Raw genomic sequence first — 17,338 nt, 5'->3', positions numbered from 1 at the left:
GTAAGGAGAGCCTTACCGCCACCGGACCCGGTTCGGCCTGGTCAGCCCCCGCTTCGGGACGGGCGCACCCGCCGTGCGCCCCGGCGCCCCGCACCCACCCCTCCCGTCCGGCCCGGGCGGCCCCGTCCGGCCCCGGGCGCCCGGTCCGCGCCGCGTACCCCCGCCGGACCGACCGGGGCCTCACCACACCAACCCCACCAACACCACCAGCACCACCAGCCCCACTCGCCCGATCCACCCCACCGGCCCGGCTCCTCGTGCTGCCCTCCACGGGCCGCGCGGGTCCCGTCACCTCGCCGCCCCTCAGCCCGTCACCCGTCATCTCCCCTCACCCGGGGCGGGCCCCCGCCCAGCCGCTCCCTAGACTTCCCCCATGCGAAGGACAGCGGCGGTCGAGGTCGCCGGGCTGGTGAAGCGGTACGGCGGGCACACCGCGGTGGACGGGCTGGACCTGACCGTCGACCGTGGCGGCGTCACCGCCTTCCTGGGCCCCAACGGGGCGGGCAAGACGACCACCGTCGAGATCTGCGAGGGCTACCGCAGACCGGACGCGGGCAGCGTGCGCGTCCTGGGGCTCGACCCGCTCGCGGACTCCGCCCGGCTGCGGCCCCGGATCGGCGTGATGCTCCAGAGCGGCGGCGTCTACCCCACCGTCCGCGCCGGGGAGATGCTGCGCCACATGGCCCGGCTGCACGCCCACCCGCTGGACGTCCCCGCGCTGATGGACCGGCTCGGCCTGGGCGGCTGCGGCCGGACTCCCTACCGCAGGCTCTCCGGCGGTCAGCAGCGGCGCCTCGCGCTGGCCATGGCCGTGGTCGGCCGGCCCGAGCTGGTCTTCCTCGACGAGCCGACCGCGGGCCTCGACCCGCAGGCCCGCCGCGCGACCTGGGAGCTGGTGCGGGAACTGCGCGCCGACGGCGTCACCACGGTGCTCACCACGCACCACATGGAGGAGGCCGAGGACCTGGCCGACGACGTCGCGATCGTCGACGGTGGCCGGATCATCGCCCGGGGCAGCCCCGAGGAGCTGTGCCGGGGTGGCGCGGAGAACACGCTGCGCTTCACCGGGCGGCCGGGCCTGGACCTCGACTCGCTTCTCAAGGCGCTCCCGGCGGACAGCACCGCCACCGAGCAGAGCCCGGGCGAGTACCGGCTGACCGGCACCGTCGACCCCCAGCTGCTGGCCACCGTCACCACCTGGTGCGCCCAGCACGGGGTGCTGCCGGGCCACATCGCGGTCGAACGGCACACCCTGGAGGACGTCTTCCTCGAACTGACCGGGAAGGAGCTGCGCTCATGAGCCCGGCCGGAACCCTCGCCCCCGCCCCGGGGGCCGCCCCGCTGGCCCGCATGATCGTGGCGCAGGCGGCGCTGGAGACCCGGATGCTCCTGCGCCACGGCGAGCAGCTGCTGCTGACCGTCGTCATCCCGACGCTGCTGCTGGTGGTCTTCAGTCTCGTCGACATCGTCAACGTCCCCGCGGGGAACGCCGGGGACGCCTCGGGCGGGGAGCGGGTCGACTTCCTCGCACCCGGGGTGCTGGCCCTCGCGGTGCTCTCCACCGCGTTCACCGGGCAGGCGATCTCCACCGGCTTCGAGCGGCGCTACGGGGTGCTGAAGCGCCTCGGCGCCTCGCCCCTGCCGCGCTGGGGACTGATGACGGCGAAGACCTGCTCGGTGCTGGTGATCGAACTCCTCCAGCTGGCACTGCTCACCGGGGTCGCCCTCGCCCTGGGCTGGTCGCCACGGGGCAACCCGGTCACCGTGGCGCTGCTGCTCCTGCTGGGCACGGCGGCCTTCAGCGGACTCGGGCTGCTGATGGCGGGCACCCTGCGGGCGGAGGCCACGCTGGCCGCCGCGAACCTCGTCTTCGTCCTGCTGCTGGTGGGCGGCGGGGTGGTGGTGCCGCTGGAGCGCTTCCCCGAGCCGGTCCGTGCCGTGCTGGAGCTGCTGCCGGTGGCGGCGCTCTCCGACGGTCTGCGCGAGGTCCTCCAGCACGGTGCCGGGACGCCCTGGGGCGCGGTCGGGATCCTCGCCTGCTGGGCGGTTGCGGGGCTGGCCGCGGCGGCGCGGCTGTTCCGCTGGGAGTGAGCCGGGCCCGCCGGGCGGTCCTCCGGCCGCCACCGGGGAGGTTCGGGTCAGGCGGAAGGCCGGGGGACACGGCGAGGCGGCCCGGAGGGTTCCGGGCACGTTCCCGGCCCCTTCTCTCCCGTCCTCCCCGGTTCTTCCCGGCCCCTCGTGAAAGCGCGCACAAGCGGCGTCCTACGATGTTCCCGTGCCGAAACTGCCCGAGTTCGTACGCAACCCGATCGCGTACATCGCGGCGCGCTGGACGCCGTCCCAGCGCGCCCTCCAGCGCGCCACCCTGGCCCCCCTGGTGATGAGCGTCGTCATCGTCGTGACCGGCGGCGCGGTGCGTCTCACCGGTTCCGGCCTCGGCTGTGACACCTGGCCCAAGTGCTCTGACGACAGCCTGGTCGCCACCTCCGAGATGGGGCTGCACGGCGTCATCGAGTTCGGCAACCGGATGCTGACGTACGTGCTCTGCGCCGCCGTCGGCTGGGCCATCATCGCGGCGCGCGCGGCCAAGCCCGGCCGTCCCCAGCTCAGCCGCCTCGCCTGGGCCCAGTTCTGGGTGGTGGTGGGCAACGGCGTGTGGGGCGGCGTCACGGTGCTGACCAAGCTGAACCCCTACACCGTCGCGGGCCACTTCCTGCTCGCCACGGGGCTGCTCACGCTCACCACGCTCACCTGGCTCCGCGCCCGCGAGGGGGACGAGCGTCCCCGGCCGCTGGCGGGCCGGCGGATCCGGCAGCTCGCGGTGGCGCTCACCGTGGTCACCTGTCTCCTGGTCGTGGTGGGCACCGGGGTGACCGGCGCCGGACCGCACGCGGGCGACAGCAGCGACGTCCCGCGGATGCCGTTCGACTGGGACACCGTGGCCCAGCTGCACTCCGCCCTCGCCTGGCTGGTGACGGCGCTGACCATCGCGGTGTGGATCGCGCTGCGCCTGGTCGACGGCCCCCACGGGCCGATCCGGCGGGCCCGCGAACTCTTCCTGGTGCTGGTGGCGCAGGGCGGTCTCGGGTACGTGCAGTACGCCATCGAGCTGCCCGAGTTCCTCGTCGGGCTGCACATGCTGGGCTCCTGCCTGGTGTGGATCGCGGTGCTGCGACTGCTGCTGTCCCTCCGCGAGCGCGGCCCCGCGCCCAGCGCCGCGCCGGGCACGGACGCCACCGGCGCGGCCACCGCTCCCCCGGCGGCGGAGGACGGCGCCGCCACCCCGGTGGACGACGGCCCCGTCGCCGCCACCCGGCGCTGACGGTCCCCCCTGCCCCGTCGGCATCCGTCAGGAGGGGCGGCGGGGCGCACCGGCGCGGGGTGTGTCCTCGGTCTCCCCCGGGGCACGCCCGTCGCCAGGTCTTTTACCCGTCGGTAGCATGCGGCGCATGGCAGACAGCAGCAAGCGGGCGGAACGGCTCGCGCACCAGATCACCGCCTTCGCCCGGTCGCACGGCGGCAGCGCCGACGGGCAGGTCTCCTACGTCGGCCAGCGGGGCGCCCGCCTCGTCCTGGTCGGCGCGGACGGCGGCTGGGGGGATCTGATGGCCCCGTCCATGGACACGGCCCGGCAGGCGGCGGAGCGCGCCGGGATCACCCTCCACGACACCCTCGACGGGGAACTCGCCGACCGCATGCGCACCGGCCCCTACGAGTGGACGCGCATGGCCGGAAGCCAGGTCGGCGGCCCGCCCAACCCCTGATCCCCCCGAGGACGTCCGCCACCCCACGCTCCTCCCGCCCGCCCCCTCGGCGGGCGCCCCCACCGCCCCTCCCCGCCGTCCTGTGGGGAGGGGCGCACGCGTGCCGTGGTGAACACGTCCGGGGGCGGGAACGAGGGGCGGGAGCCGCGGGGAACGGGCCCCCGACGGGAGGGCGTCGCGGTCGCGGGGCGGGAGGGGTCGCGGTGGCGCGGGGTGAACGCGGGGCGCGCGCCCGGGCGTTCGGGACACCCGGGCGTTCTTGTCCCGCGGGTCGCGAGCGGGGCGCCGGGGAGCGGCGGCCCGACCTCCCGGGCCCCGTCCCCCGGTCGCTCAGCGCAGGAAGGGGTCGACCGCGACGGCGAGGAAGAGCAGCGACACGTAGGTGATCGACCAGTGGAAGAGCCGCATCTCCTTGAGCTTGGCCCCGGTCACCCCGGCCTTGGCGCGGGCCTGGAGCGCGTGGGCCTCCCAGAGCCACAGTCCGCCGGCCAGCACCGCCACCAGCGGGTAGAACCAGCCGACGTATCCCAGCGGCCAGAGCAGCAGGGAGACCCCGACCATGACCCAGCTGTAGATGACGATCTGCCGCGCGACGACCCGGTTGGTGGCGACCACCGGCAGCATCGGGACACCGACCCGCTGGTAGTCCTCGCGCACCTTCATGGAGAGCGGCCAGTAGTGCGGCGGCGTCCAGAAGAACATCACCAGGAACAGGATGACGGCCGCCCAGCTCACCTCGTTGGTCACCGAGGACCAGCCGATGAACACCGGCATACAGCCCGCGATGCCACCCCAGACGATGTTCTGCGAGGTGCGCCGCTTGAGCAGCAGCGTGTAGACGAAGACGTAGAAGAGCAGGGCGCCCAGCGCCAGCCCGGCGGACAGCCAGTTGACCAGCAGGCCGAACCAGACGGTGGAGATCACCGCGAGCGAGATGCCGAAGACCAGCGCCTCGCGCGGGCTGACCATGCCGGTGACCAGCGGACGGCGCTCGGTGCGGTGCATCAGCGCGTCGATGTCCCGGTCGATGTACATGTTCAGCGAGTTGGCGCCGCCCGCGGAGAGGTAGCCGCCCACGCAGGTGGCCACGGTGAGCCACAGGTTGGGCACGCCCTCCGCCGCCAGGAACATCACCGGCACCGTGGTCATCAGCAGCAGCTCGATGATCCGGGGCTTGGTCAGCTCAATGAAGGCCAGGAGCCTGGCACGGAACGGTCGGCGCACGGTGCTGTGGTCGAGCACACCCGCGGGACGGGATTCGACGGCCGTCACGAACACCCCTGATCACTCAAGAACAAGCGAGCCCGAATAGGTGGACAGACGTGCGGTCCCGGTAAAGCTCGCGCGTACCACGCCACTTTAGACGTTGGCCATTGGTGACCCCCCACGGGGGTGGTCCGTGTTGGGCCGCCACCCGCCGCCCCTCTCCCGCCCCCCGGTCCCGGGGTCGCGCGGCGCCGTGACGCCCGGCCCACGGACTCGCGCCGGACGCCCCGTCAGCCCGCGCGGGCACATCCCCGTCCGGCGAACCGCCAGAGGAGAGGGGGAGAAGAGGGAGGAGGGGGAGAAGTGAGCGGGGGACGGAGCAGAGGGGAACGAGGGGGAACGGTAGGGAAAGGGGAGGGAGAAGGGCTGGAAACGGGGTGGTGGGGACCGGCGGGGGCCGTGATATCGGTTGCCCGGGGCAACCGATGCCCATCCTGCGAGCACTCGAATAGGTGCGCACCGGGTCGACGGTAGGCTCGGAACGGCCCGGTGAGCGCAGTGTCACCGGCGTAAACGGTCTTCGACCCGTACGTGAGACCTGTCCGTGAGAGGAGCCCTGACACAGGGTGAGCAGCGAGCCGACCACCACAGACCTTGAGTGGACCGAACTGGACCAGAAGGCCGTCGATACCGTCCGGGTTCTGGCCATGGACGCCGTGCAGAAGGTCGGCAACGGCCACCCCGGCACGGCCATGAGCCTCGCACCCGCCGCGTATCTGCTCTTCCAGAAGCTGATGCGGCACGACCCCGCCGACCCGTCGTGGGTGGGCCGGGACCGCTTCGTGCTGTCCGCCGGGCACTCCAGCCTGACCCTCTACATCCAGCTCTACCTCGCGGGGTACGGCCTGGAGCTGGACGACCTGAAGTCCTTCCGCACCTGGGGCAGCCGCACCCCCGGCCACCCGGAGTACGGCCACACCGTCGGGGTGGAGACGACCACCGGTCCGCTGGGGCAGGGCGTCGCCAACGCGGTGGGCATGGCGATGGCCGCGCGGTACGAGCGCGGGCTCTTCGACCCGGAGGCGCCGGCCGGCAGCTCTCCCTTCGACCACACCATCTGGGTGATCGCGGGCGACGGTGACCTCCAGGAGGGCATCTCCTCGGAGGCGTCCTCGCTCGCCGGTCACCAGCGGCTCGGCAGCCTGGTGCTGCTGTACGACGACAACCACATCTCGATCGAGGGCGACACCGCCACCGCGTACTCCGAGGACGTCCTCGGCCGGTACGAGGCGTACGGCTGGCACGTGCAGCGGGTCGACCAACTGCCGAACGGCGACCTCGACCCGCACGGGCTGTGCGCGGCGCTGCGGGCCGCGCGGGCCGAGACCGAGCGTCCGTCGATCATCGCGGCCCGCTCGATCATCGCCTGGCCCGCCCCCAACGCGCAGGGCACCGAGGCGGCGCACGGCGCCGCGCTGGGCGAGCCGGAGATCGCGGCCACCAAGGAGCGGCTGGGCTTCGACCCGGAGGCGCACTTCGCCGTGGCGGACGAGGTGCTGGAGCACACCCGCGCGGCGGGCGCGCGCGGCAAGGAGGTCCGCGCCGCCTGGGAGGAGCGGCTGGCCTCCTGGCGCGCGGCCAACCCGGAGCGCGGGGCGCTCTTCGACCGGGTCACCGCTGGCGAGCTGCCCGAGGGCTGGGAGGCGGCGCTGCCGTCCTTCGAGCCGGGCGAGTCGGTGGCGACCCGTAAGGCGTCGGGCTCGGTGCTGAAGGCGCTCGGGCCGGTCGTCCCCGAACTCTGGGGTGGCTCCGCCGACCTGGCCGGGTCGAACAACACCACGTTCGACGAGAGTTCCTTCCTGCCGGCGGACAACCCGCTGCCGAACGCCGGCCCGTACGGCCGGACCGTGCACTTCGGCATCCGGGAGCACGCGATGGGCGCCACCATGAACGGCGTCGCGCTGCACGGCAACACCCGGATCTACGGGGGGACCTTCCTGGTCTTCTCCGACTACATGCGTCCCGCGGTGCGGCTCGCCGCGCTGATGGGCCTGCCCGTCACCTACGTCTGGACGCACGACTCGATCGGGCTGGGCGAGGACGGGCCGACGCACCAGCCGGTGGAGCACCTCTCCGCGCTGCGCGCCATCCCCGGCCTCAACATCGTCCGCCCGGCGGACGCCAACGAGACCGCCGTCGTCTGGGCCGAGGTGCTGCGGCGGCACGCCACCCGGCCCGCGCCGCACGGCATCGCACTGACCCGGCAGGGCGTGCCGGTCTACGAGGCGCACCCGGAGGCGGCGCGCGGCGGTTACGTGCTGCGCGAGGCCGAGGGGGGCAACCCGCAGGTCGTCCTGATCGGCACCGGTTCTGAGGTGCAGCTGGCGGTCGCCGCGCGGGAGGAGCTCCAGGCGCAGGGCGTGCCCACCCGGGTGGTCTCGATGCCGTGCGTCGAGTGGTTCGAGGAGCAGGACGCGGAGTACCGGGAGAGCGTGCTGCCCTCCGGCGTGCGCGCCCGCGTGGCCGTGGAGGCGGGCAGCGGTCTGACGTGGCACCGTTACGTCGGCGAGGCGGGGCGCTTGGTGTCGCTGGAGCACTTCGGTGCCTCGGCGGACGGCAAGGTGCTCTTCCGCGAGTTCGGCCTGACCCCCGAAGCGGTGACGGCGGCGGCGAGGGAGTCCCTGGAAGCCGTGGCGAACTGACGCCCGGCGCCCGAGTCAACAGCTCCAACGAGCACAGGAGAAGCAATCCCATGACAGACGCACTCAAGCGCCTCTCCGACGAGGGCGTGGCGATCTGGCTGGACGACCTGTCGCGCAAGCGCATCAACTCCGGCAACCTCAGTGAACTGCTGGACGAGCAGCACGTGGTGGGGGTCACCACCAATCCGACGATCTTCCAGAAGGCCATCTCCTCGGGGTACGTCACCCCGGCCGACGGTGAGGAGGGCAGCGGTTACGAACGGCAGCTGGAGGACCTGGCGAGCCGCGGCGTCACCGTCGACGAGGCCATCCGCATGATCACCACGGCGGACGTGCGGGACGCGGCGGACGTGCTGCGCCCAGTCTTCGAGGCGACGGACGGCCGGGACGGCCGGGTGTCGATCGAGGTCGACCCCCGGCTGGCGCACCGTACGCGCGCGACGGTCGCCGAGGCCCGGCAGCTGGCCTGGCTGGTCGACCGGCCGAACACGCTGATCAAGATCCCGGCCACCGCCGCGGGGCTGCCCGCGATCACGGAGACGATCGGGATGGGCATCAGCGTCAACGTCACGCTGATCTTCTCGCTCGACCGGTACCGCGAGGTGATGGACGCGTACATGTCCGGCCTGGAGAAGGCGAAGGCGCTGGGGCTGGACCTGGGCGAGATCCAGTCCGTGGCCTCGTTCTTCGTCTCCCGGGTGGACACCGAGATCGACAAGCGGCTGGACGCGGTCGGCACGAACGAGGCGAAGGCGCTGAAGAGCAAGGCGGCCCTGGCCAACGCGCGGCTGGCCTACCAGGCGTACGAGGAGGTCATCGCCTCCGCACGCTGGCAGGCGCTGGAGAAGGCGGGCGCCAACGCGCAGCGCCCGCTCTGGGCGTCGACCGGCGTGAAGGACCCGGCCCTGCCGGACACCCTGTATGTCGCCGGGCTGGTCGCCCCGAACACCGTCAACACCATGCCGGAGGCCACCCTGGAGGCTACCGCGCACCACGGTGAGATCACCGGCGAGACGGTCCGCGGCAGCTACGAGGAGGCGCGTGAGGTGCTGGACGCGGTGGACGCGCTGGGCATCTCCTACGACGAGGTCGTCCGGGTACTGGAGGACGAGGGTGTGGAGAAGTTCGAGTCGGCCTGGCTCGACCTGCTCTCCTCCACCGAGGCCGAGCTGCGCCGCTTGGCCCCCAAGGAGGCGTAGGACAGGTGAACAGCGCAGCGAATCCGCTGCGTGACGCCGAGGACCGGCGGCTCCCGCGCATCGCGGGGCCGTCGGGCCTGGTGATCTTCGGTGTCACGGGCGATTTGTCACGAAAAAAGTTGATGCCCGCCATCTACGACCTGGCCAACCGCGGCCTGCTGCCGCCCGGTTTCTCGCTCGTCGGCTTCGCCCGCCGGGACTGGGAGAACGAGGACTTCGCCCAGGTGGTGCACGACGCGGTGCGCGAGCACGCCCGCACCGAGTTCCGCGAGGAGGTCTGGCGGCAGCTGTCCGAGGGCATGCGCTTCGTCCCCGGGGTCTTCGACGACGACGACGCCTTCGAGAACCTCCGGGCCACCATCGAGGACCTCAACAAGTGCCGGGGCACCGGCGGCAACTACGCCTTCTACCTCTCCATCCCGCCGAAGTTCTTCCCCACCGTCGTCTCCCAGCTCAAGCGGCACGGGCTGTCCGACGCCCCGGAGGGCTCCTGGCGCCGGGCGATCATCGAGAAGCCGTTCGGACACGACCTCACCAGCGCGCGGGAGCTGAACGCGGTGGTCCACGAGGTCTTCCAGCCGGACCAGGTCTTCCGCATCGACCACTACCTCGGCAAGGAGACGGTCCAGAACATCCTGGCGCTGCGGTTCGCCAACACCATGTTCGAACCGCTCTGGAACCGGGGCTACGTCGACCACGTACAGATCACGATGGCCGAGGACATCGGCATCGGCGGCCGGGCCGGGTACTACGACGGCATCGGCTCGGCCCGCGACGTGATCCAGAACCACCTCCTCCAGCTGCTGGCCCTGACCGCGATGGAGGAGCCCTCCTCCTTCGACGCGCGGGCCCTGCTCACCGAGAAGCTGAAGGTCCTCAACTCGGTGCGGCTCCCCGCCGACCTGGGCCTGCACACCGTGCGCGGGCAGTACGCGGCGGGCTGGCAGGGCGGCCGGAAGGTGCTCGGATACACCGAGGAGGAGGGCATCGACCCGCACTCCAGGACCGACACCTACGCGGCGATGCGGCTGGGGATCGACAACCGCCGCTGGGCCGGGGTCCCGTTCTACCTGCGCACCGGCAAGCGCCTGGGCCGCCGCGTCACCGAGATCGCGGTCGTCTTCCAGCGGGCCCCGCACTCTCCCTTCGACACTACCGACACCCAGGAGCTGGGCCAGAACGCGCTGGTCATCCGGGTGCAGCCGGACGAGGGCATCACCATCCGCTTCGGCTCGAAGGTGCCCGGCACCCAGATGGAGATCCGCGACGTCACGATGGACTTCGCCTACGGGGAGTCCTTCACCGAGTCCAGCCCGGAGGCGTACGAACGTCTCATCCTGGACGTGCTGCTGGGCGACGCGAACCTCTTCCCCCGCCCCCAGGAGGTCGAGCGCTCCTGGGAGATCCTCGACCCCATCGAGGAGTACTGGGACGCGCACGGCACACCCGAGCCGTACGCCGCGGGGACCTGGGGCCCGGCGGCGGCCGACGAGATGCTGGCACGGGACGGACGGAGCTGGCGGCGCCCATGAACATCGACCTCACCGACACCACCTCCAGCGATATCAACGCGGAGCTGGTCAGCGCCCGCCGGTCGCTCGGCTCACCGGCCACCGGCATGGTGCTGACGCTGGTCATCGTCACCGACGAGGGCAACCACTACGACGCGCTCAAGGCCGCCCGGGGCGCCTCCATGGAGCACCCCTCGCGCATCCTCGTCGTGGTGCGCCGCCCCGGGCGCTCGCCCCGGGACCGCGCGCAGCACCGGCTGGACGCCGAGGTGCGGATGGGCGGCGGCGCGGGCTCCGGCGAGACGGTCCTGCTGCGGCTGCACGGCGAACTCGCCGCGCACTCCTACAGCGTGGTGCTGCCCCTGCTGCTGCCCGACGCCCCGGTGGTGGTCTGGTGGCCGGACGACGCCCCGGACCACCCGTCCCGCGACAAGCTGGGCACCCTCGCCCAGCGCCGGATCACCGACGCCGCCGCGGCGGCGGACCCGGTGACCGCGCTGGCCCGGCGCGCCGAGACCTACGCCCCCGGCGACACCGACCTGGCCTGGACGCGGGTCACCCCGTGGCGCAGCATGCTCGCCTCGGCCCTGGACCAGCGGGCGTGCCGGGTGGCCGGAGCCGTGGTCGAGGGCGAGGGGTACAACCCCTCGACGGAGCTGCTGGCGCTCTGGCTCACCGGAAGACTGCGGGTGCCGGTGGAGCGCACCGTCACCGAGGGTCCCGGCATCACCGCGGTGCGGCTGCTCACCGACGACGGCGAGGTGCGGCTGGACCGCGCCGGTGGCACCCTGGCCGAACTGGCCATCCCCGGAGCCCCGGACCGGCACGTGGCGCTGCACCGGCGCACCACCGCCGAACTCCTCGCGGAGGAGCTGCGGCGGCTGGACCCGGACCGGGCGTACGAGCGGGCGGTACGGCTCGGGGTCGGACGCCTCGGCGACCCGCGCCACGAGACACCGTCGAAGGTCTCGGCTGCTCCCTCCCCCGTCGGCCCGCCCGGCCCCGGATCCGCGCCCCAGCGCGCAGCGGGCCCCGAAGAGCCGACGGAACCGGCGGGGTCGGCGGAGCCCGCGGGCTCAGGGGGTTCCGAGGACTCAGCGAACGCCCCCGGCACCGCCGACACGGGAGGCGGGACGTCCGGCAGGCGGAGGAACCGGCGGAGGGAGAGAGGGACATGACGGTCACGGAGGTACTGGTCTTCCCCGACGCCCAGCGGCTGGCGCGGGAGGTGGCGGCCCGGCTGCTGGCGGAGATCACCGAGGCCCAGCGCGCGCGGACCACGGCCTCCGTGGTCGTCACCGGCGGGCGGAACGGCAACGCCGTGCTGGAGGCCGTCGCCGAGGCACCGGCCCCGGAGACGGTCGACTGGGCCCGCGTCGACGTGTGGTGGGGGGACGAGCGCTTCCTCCCCGAGGGCGATCCGGAACGCAACGAGACGCAGGCGGGCGAGCGGTGGGGCAGGCTGCCCCTCGATCCGGCCCGGCTGCACCCGATGCCCGCCTCGGACAGCGGCTACCCGGACGTGGACGCCGCGGCCGCGGCGTACGCGGCCGAACTCGCCGCCGACCCCCGCGCGGAGGCAGGGGTGCCGCCCTTCGACGTGACGCTGCTGGGTGTCGGCCCCGACACCCACGTCGCCTCGCTCTTCCCCGGTTTCCCGGGGCCGCTGGAGCGCGGCCGCAGCGTGGTCGGGGTCACCGGGGCGCCGAAGCCGCCGCCGGACCGGATCTCGCTCACGCTGCCCGCGATCCGCGCGGCGCGGCAGGTGTGGCTGCTGGCGGCGGGCGCGGACAAGGCGAACGCGGTCGCGATGGCGCTCTCCGGGGCGGACGCGGAGCACTCCCCCGCCTCGGCCGCGCACGGCGGTCTGCGCACGCTCTGGTTGCTGGACGAGTCCGCCGCCGCCCAACTGCCCCCGGAGGTCTACCCCGGCGCCCCGGGCGCCCGGGCCTGAGCGGAACTCCCGGTCGCCGCCGGGACGGGCCGCGCGCCGCCTCCCGGCGGGCGCCCGGCCCCAACCCCGGCGGGACCTGGCGGGACCTGCTGGGAGGGCGTCTGGCGTGGGGCGTCTGGCGGGGCGGGGCCTCAGCGCCCGCGCAGCGCCCGGTACCTGCCGATCAGCCCCGCGGTCGAGCTGTCCAGTCCGGGGACGCCCGCGCCCCCGGACTCCGCGGTCAGCGCCGGTTCGAGCCGCCTGGCCAGCACCTTGCCCAGCTCGACCCCCCACTGGTCGAACGAGTCGATGTCCCACACCGCGCCCTGCACGAAGACCTTGTGCTCGTAGAGGGCCACCAACTGCCCCAGGACGGACGGGGTGAGCGCGGTCGCCAGCACGGTGGTGCTGGGCCGGTCCCCCGCGAACGTCCGGTGGGGCACCTGCTCCTCGGGAACGCCCTCGGCCCGTACCTCCTCCGCCGTCTTGCCGAAGGCCAGCGCCTGCCCCTGGGCGAAGAGGTTGGCCATCAGCAGGTCGTGCTGGGCGCGGAGCGGGCCGAGTTCGGCGATCGGCTCGGCGAAGCCGATCAGGTCGACGGGGACGAGTTCGGTGCCCTGGTGCAGCAACTGGTAGTAGGCGTGCTGGCCGTTGGTGCCGGGGGTGCCCCACACCACGGGCCCGGTGGGCCAGTTGACCGCGCGCCCGGACCGGTCGACCGACTTGCCGTTGGACTCCATGTCCAACTGCTGGAGATACGCGGTGAACTGTGACAGGTAGTGGCTGTAGGGCAGCACCGCGTGGGACTGCGCCCCGTGGAAGTCGCGGTACCAGATCCCCAACAGGCCCAGCAGCAGCGGGGCGTTCCGCTCCGGCGGGGCGGTACGGAAGTGCTCGTCCATCGAACGGAACCCGTCCAGCATGGCGCGGAACTGTTCGGGACCGATCGCGATCATCAGCGAGAGCCCGATGGCGGAGTCGTACGAGTACCGCCCACCGACCCAGTCCCAGAACTCGAACATGTTGGCCGTGTCGATGCCGAACTCCGCCACCTCGGCCGCGTTGGTGGACAGCGCGACGAAGTGCCGGGCCACCGCCGACGCGTCCGCGCCCAGCCCCTCCAGCAGCCACCGCCGGGCGGCCGTCGCGTTCGTCACCGTCTCGACGGTGGTGAACGTCTTGGAGGCGACGACGAACAGGGTCTCGGCCGGATCGAGGTCACGCAGCGCCTCGTGCAGATCGGCACCGTCCACGTTGGAGACGAAGCGGAAGTCCACCTCCCGCGTGGTGTACGCGCGCAGCGCCTCGTACGCCATCGAGGGGCCCAGATCCGAGCCGCCGATACCGATGTTGACGACCGTCCGCACCCGCGCCCCGGTGTGCCCCCGCCACGCGCCGGAGCGCACGGCATCCGCGAAGGCGGCCATCCGGTCGAGCACCGCGTGTACCCCGGGCACCACGTTCTCGCCGTCGACCTCCACCACCGCGCCCCGCGGGGCGCGCAGCGCGGTGTGCAGCACCGCCCGGTGCTCGGTGAGGTTGATCCGCTCCCCCCGGAACATCGCCTCCCGCAGCGCGGCCACCCCGGTGCCCTCGGCCAACTCCCGCAGCAGGCCGAGCGTTTCGTCGGTGACCAGGTGTTTCGCGTAGTCGATGTGGAGATCCCCGACCTGGAGGGTGTACCGCTCGCCACGGTCCGGGTCCTGGGCGAACAGCTCCCGTAGCCGCAGGTGCCCGACCTCCGCACGGTGCTCCACCAGCGCCCGCCACTGCGGCGACCGGTCGAGCCGGGGGTGGCTTTCAGCAGTCATCAACGCGTTCCGCCGTTTCTACTCGATTATCGCGATGCGAACCCCGCCGGGGCCCAACCTAGACGACGAACGGCCCGGCACCGCACCGTCGATGCGGTGCGGTGCCGGGCCGTCGGGACTGGTCGTCCGGGGATACGGGGGCTGTTCGCCCCAAGGCGGTGGGCCGGATACGCGAGAACGCGAAAGCGGGGGGAAGCACGGACCGGCGGACGGAAGAGCGTGGGAGGACGCGACCTCAGATCTCGCCACGGAGACGGGCCAGCGCCTCCGCGAGGATCGCCTCGCCGTCGGCGTCGCTGCGCCGCTCGCGGACATAGGCCAGGTGCGTCTTGTACGGCTCGGTGCGCGGCGGGTCCGGCGGGTTGTCCCGGTCCTTGCCCGCGGGGAAACCACAGCGCGGGCAGTCCCAGCTCTCGGGGATCTGCGCGTCACTCGCGAAGCTCGGCTGCGTCTCGTGCCCGTTGGAGCACCAGAAGGAGATGCGCAGGCGCGGGGCCGTGTCGCCGCGTTCCGCCTCGCCCATCGGCCCCGCACCAACCCGGCTTCCCCGGATCGCGTTGCCACCTGTCACGGTCGTAACTCCCTGCCTCATGGTGCCGCGGGGCATCACTGCACGGTCCCGCTGCGGGCGCCCTAGTGTACGTAGGGCCCAACGCGCGTCCGGTGACGTGAGTTACTGCGTCAGCTCGGGACGCGAGCCTCATGATAGGCAGCGCCCACGATCCCCTGTCAGCTCCTGTGCAGGGGTCAGTTTCAGTTCTGGAACTTCATCAGCAGACCGAGCACCACGATGATCCCGATCCAGACGAGACCGACGACGACCGTCATCCGGTCGAGGTTGCGCTCGGCGACGGAGGAGCCGCCGACGGAGGACTGCATGCCGCCACCGAACATGTCGGAGAGGCCGCCGCCCTTGCCCTTGTGCATCAGCACCAGCAGCAACAGCAACAGGCTGACGACGATGAGGGCGATCGAGAACCCCGTGACCACGGTTGGACCAACTCTCTCGGACTGTTAGCGGGACAACTCATCAAACTGGCCGGAAGCGCCGGCGCGGGACTCCGCACCCGGCCCCTGGCCGTCCCCCCGGGTCGGGGGCCAGGCCGTCCCGGCCCCCGACAGGGTACGACGGGCGGCGGCCCGCCGTCACTCGCTACTTCGCGTGGAACCGGACGATCTTGACGAACTCCTCGGTGTCCAGCGAGGCCCCGCCCACCAGGGCGCCGTCGATGTCCGGCTGCGCCATGATCTGCGACACGTTGTCCGACTTCACCGAGCCGCCGTACTGGATCCGCACGGCGGAGGCCACGTCCGGGCCGTACAGCTCGCCCAGCCGCTGCCGGATGGCGCCGCAGACCTCCTGCGCGTCCCCCGGTCCGCAGGTCTTGCCGGTGCCGATGGCCCACACCGGCTCGTAGGCGATCACGATGGACCGGGCGTGGTTCGCTGTCACGTCCTTCAGTGCCCCGTCCACCTGGGCCAGGGTGTGCGCGACGTGCTGGCCCGCCTCGCGCACCTCCAGCTCCTCACCGACGCAGAGGATCGGCGTCAGCTCGTGCCGGAAGGCCGCCTTGACCTTGGCGTTCACCAGCGGCTCGTCCTCGCCGTGGTACTGCCGTCGCTCGGAGTGACCGATGGTGACGTAGGTGCAGTTCAGCTTGGCCAGCATCGGGCCGGAGATCTCGCCGGTGTAGGCGCCGGAGTCGTAGGCCGAGACGTCCTGGGCGCCGTACCTGATCTTGAGCTTGTCGCCGTCGACCAGGGTCTGGACGGACCGGAGGTCGGTGAAGGGCGGCAGCACCGCGACCTCCACCGCCGCGTGGTCCTTGTCCGTCAGGGCGAAGGCGAGCTTCTGGACGTGCGCGATGGCCTCAAGGTGGTTGAGGTTCATCTTCCAGTTGCCCGCCATCAGCGGGGTGCGCCCCTGGGGGGTTTCAGTCACGGGGTCAGTCCTCCAGTGCGGCGAGGCCGGGAAGCGTCTTGCCTTCGAGGTACTCAAGGCTGGCGCCGCCGCCGGTTGAGATATGGCCGAATGCGTTCTCGTCGAAGCCGAGCTGCCGGACGGCGGCGGCGCTGTCGCCTCCGCCGACGACGGTGAAGGCGGAGCTGTCGAGCAGCGCCCGCGCGACGGCCCTGGTGCCCTCGGCGTAGTCAGGGTGCTCGAAGACACCCATCGGGCCGTTCCAGAAGACCGTCGCCGTGTCGGCCAGCTTGGCCGCGTAGAGCTTACGGGTGCGCGGGCCGATGTCCAGGCCCTGGAGGCCGTCCGGGATGGCGTCCGCCGGGACGGTCTCCGGGTGGGTGGGCGCCTTCGCCACCAGGTCGGGGAACCCGCGTCCGGCCAGCACGTCGACCGGGAGCACGAACTCCACACCCAGATGCTCGGCGCGCTCCAGGTAGCCACGGACCGTGTCCACCTGGTCCTCCTGGAGGAGCGAGTCGCCGATCTGGTGACCCTGCGCCCTGAGGAAGGTGTACACCATGCCGCCGCCGACCAGGATCCGGTCGGCCTTGCCCAGCAGGTGGTCGATGACCCCGAGCTTGTCGGAGACCTTCGCCCCGCCGAGCACGACGGCGTACGGGCGGCGCACGTCCTGGGTGAGCTTCCGGAGTACCGCGACCTCGTCCGCGATGAGGTACCCGGCGGCGTGCGGCAGCCGCGCGGGCAGGTCGTAGACCGAGGCGTGCTTGCGGTGCACCGCGCCGAAGCCGTCCGAGACGTACCGGTCGGCCAGGGCCGCCAGCTGGTCCGCGAAGGCGCCGCGCTCCGTGTCGTCCTTGCTGGTCTCGCCGGGGTTGAAGCGGAGGTTCTCCAGCAGCGTGACCTCGCCGTCGGCCAGTGCGCCGACGGTGGCCTTCGCGCTGTCCCCCACCGTGTCCCCGGCGAACGCGACCGGACGTCCGAGGAGTTCGCCCAGTCGCCGGGCGACCGGGGCCAGCGAGAACCGCGGGTCCGAAGCGCCCTGGGGGCGGCCCAGATGAGAGGCGACGACCACGCGGGCGCCGCTCTCCGCGAGCGCCCGGATGGTGGGAACGGCGGCCCGGATCCGGCCGTCGTCGGTGATGCGCTGTTCCTCGGGGGTCGTGGCACCGTCCAGCGGGACGTTCAGGTCAGCGCGGACGAGGACCCGCTCGCCCGCGACGCCCTCCGCGAGGAGTTCGTCGATCGTCTTCATGGTGGCTCCTGCCAGTCGTGGGGCAGGGCACGTGCG

15 protein-coding genes are annotated in these 17,338 nt (G+C 72.7%); 9 read left to right on the top strand and 6 right to left on the bottom strand.

The genetic code is table 11. From position 1 onward, the window contains the following. The first annotated feature begins 373 nt into the window (after positions 1-373). From E0L36_RS05900 to E0L36_RS05885, 4 genes are all read left to right on the top strand, one after another. Complete coding sequence (locus E0L36_RS05900) at positions 374-1,300, top strand: ABC transporter ATP-binding protein (RefSeq protein WP_180927758.1); 927 nt, start codon at positions 374-376, stop codon at positions 1,298-1,300. Then, on the top strand, positions 1,297-2,091 hold the full coding sequence (locus E0L36_RS05895) for an ABC transporter permease (RefSeq protein WP_180927757.1): 795 nt from the start codon (positions 1,297-1,299) through the stop codon (positions 2,089-2,091). Before E0L36_RS05900 ends, E0L36_RS05895 begins: the two co-directional genes overlap by 4 nt. A gap of 184 nt (positions 2,092-2,275) precedes the next feature. After that, a complete protein-coding gene (locus E0L36_RS05890; protein WP_308416644.1) occupies positions 2,276-3,322 on the top strand; it encodes a COX15/CtaA family protein in 1,047 nt (348 codons plus the stop codon). Positions 3,323-3,449: 127 nt separating this feature from the next. Further along, positions 3,450-3,764 carry a hypothetical protein gene (locus tag E0L36_RS05885; protein WP_258015911.1) on the top strand — a complete coding sequence of 105 codons (315 nt, stop codon included), beginning with the start codon at positions 3,450-3,452 and terminating at the stop codon, positions 3,762-3,764. Positions 3,765-4,094: 330 nt separating this feature from the next. On the opposite strand, the gene E0L36_RS05880 is transcribed toward E0L36_RS05885, so the two are convergent. Then, entirely contained in the window at positions 4,095-5,036 is a 942-nt protein-coding gene (locus E0L36_RS05880; RefSeq protein ID WP_180927755.1) for a heme o synthase, read from the bottom strand. Positions 5,037-5,596: 560 nt separating this feature from the next. On the opposite strand from E0L36_RS05880, the gene tkt reads away from it, so the two are divergent. The 5 genes from tkt to pgl are packed head-to-tail and all read left to right on the top strand — an operon-like array spanning position 5,597 to position 12,336. Then, positions 5,597-7,672: a transketolase gene (gene tkt / locus E0L36_RS05875; protein ID WP_180927754.1), complete on the top strand. Its 2,076-nt coding sequence runs from the start codon at positions 5,597-5,599 to the stop codon at positions 7,670-7,672. Between the two features lie 50 nt (positions 7,673-7,722). Continuing rightward, complete coding sequence (gene tal, locus E0L36_RS05870; protein ID WP_180927753.1) at positions 7,723-8,871, top strand: transaldolase; 1,149 nt, start codon at positions 7,723-7,725, stop codon at positions 8,869-8,871. Between the two features lie 5 nt (positions 8,872-8,876). Beyond that, positions 8,877-10,403: a glucose-6-phosphate dehydrogenase gene (gene zwf / locus E0L36_RS05865; protein ID WP_180927752.1), complete on the top strand. Its 1,527-nt coding sequence runs from the start codon at positions 8,877-8,879 to the stop codon at positions 10,401-10,403. Next, positions 10,400-11,560 (top strand): glucose-6-phosphate dehydrogenase assembly protein OpcA, encoded by a 1,161-nt coding sequence (gene opcA, locus E0L36_RS05860; protein WP_180927751.1) that lies wholly within the window; start codon positions 10,400-10,402, stop codon positions 11,558-11,560. Before zwf ends, opcA begins: the two co-directional genes overlap by 4 nt. Beyond that, positions 11,557-12,336: a 6-phosphogluconolactonase gene (pgl, locus tag E0L36_RS05855; protein WP_180927750.1), complete on the top strand. Its 780-nt coding sequence runs from the start codon at positions 11,557-11,559 to the stop codon at positions 12,334-12,336. The genes opcA and pgl overlap by 4 nt, the downstream gene beginning before the upstream one ends. A gap of 131 nt (positions 12,337-12,467) precedes the next feature. Here pgl and pgi read toward each other — a convergent pair whose 3' ends face one another. The 5 genes from pgi to pgk all read right to left on the bottom strand — a co-directional run bounded on the left by pgi (position 12,468) and on the right by pgk (position 17,302). Further along, the gene (pgi, locus tag E0L36_RS05850) at positions 12,468-14,126 is read right to left on the bottom strand and encodes a glucose-6-phosphate isomerase (protein ID WP_180927749.1); all 1,659 of its coding nucleotides are present in this window, start codon (positions 14,124-14,126) and stop codon (positions 12,468-12,470) included. Positions 14,127-14,361: 235 nt separating this feature from the next. After that, the gene (locus E0L36_RS05845) at positions 14,362-14,697 is read right to left on the bottom strand and encodes an RNA polymerase-binding protein RbpA (RefSeq protein WP_180927748.1); all 336 of its coding nucleotides are present in this window, start codon (positions 14,695-14,697) and stop codon (positions 14,362-14,364) included. A 182-nt stretch (positions 14,698-14,879) separates the two neighbouring features. Next, positions 14,880-15,116, bottom strand: coding sequence for a preprotein translocase subunit SecG (gene secG, locus E0L36_RS05840; protein WP_180927747.1), 237 nt, complete (start codon positions 15,114-15,116; stop codon positions 14,880-14,882). A 163-nt stretch (positions 15,117-15,279) separates the two neighbouring features. Next, positions 15,280-16,035 carry a triose-phosphate isomerase gene (tpiA, locus tag E0L36_RS05835; protein ID WP_180928629.1) on the bottom strand — a complete coding sequence of 252 codons (756 nt, stop codon included), beginning with the start codon at positions 16,033-16,035 and terminating at the stop codon, positions 15,280-15,282. Positions 16,036-16,072: 37 nt separating this feature from the next. Continuing rightward, entirely contained in the window at positions 16,073-17,302 is a 1,230-nt protein-coding gene (gene pgk / locus E0L36_RS05830; RefSeq protein WP_180927746.1) for a phosphoglycerate kinase, read from the bottom strand. Between the last annotated feature and the right edge of the window lie 36 nt (positions 17,303-17,338).

The sequence above is a fragment of the Streptomyces sp. AJS327 genome, from assembly GCF_013450295.1.
GTDB lineage: Bacteria > Actinomycetota > Actinomycetes > Streptomycetales > Streptomycetaceae > Streptomyces.
Note: the sequence above shows the minus strand (reverse complement) of the source record. Positions and strands in the feature narration are given on the sequence as shown.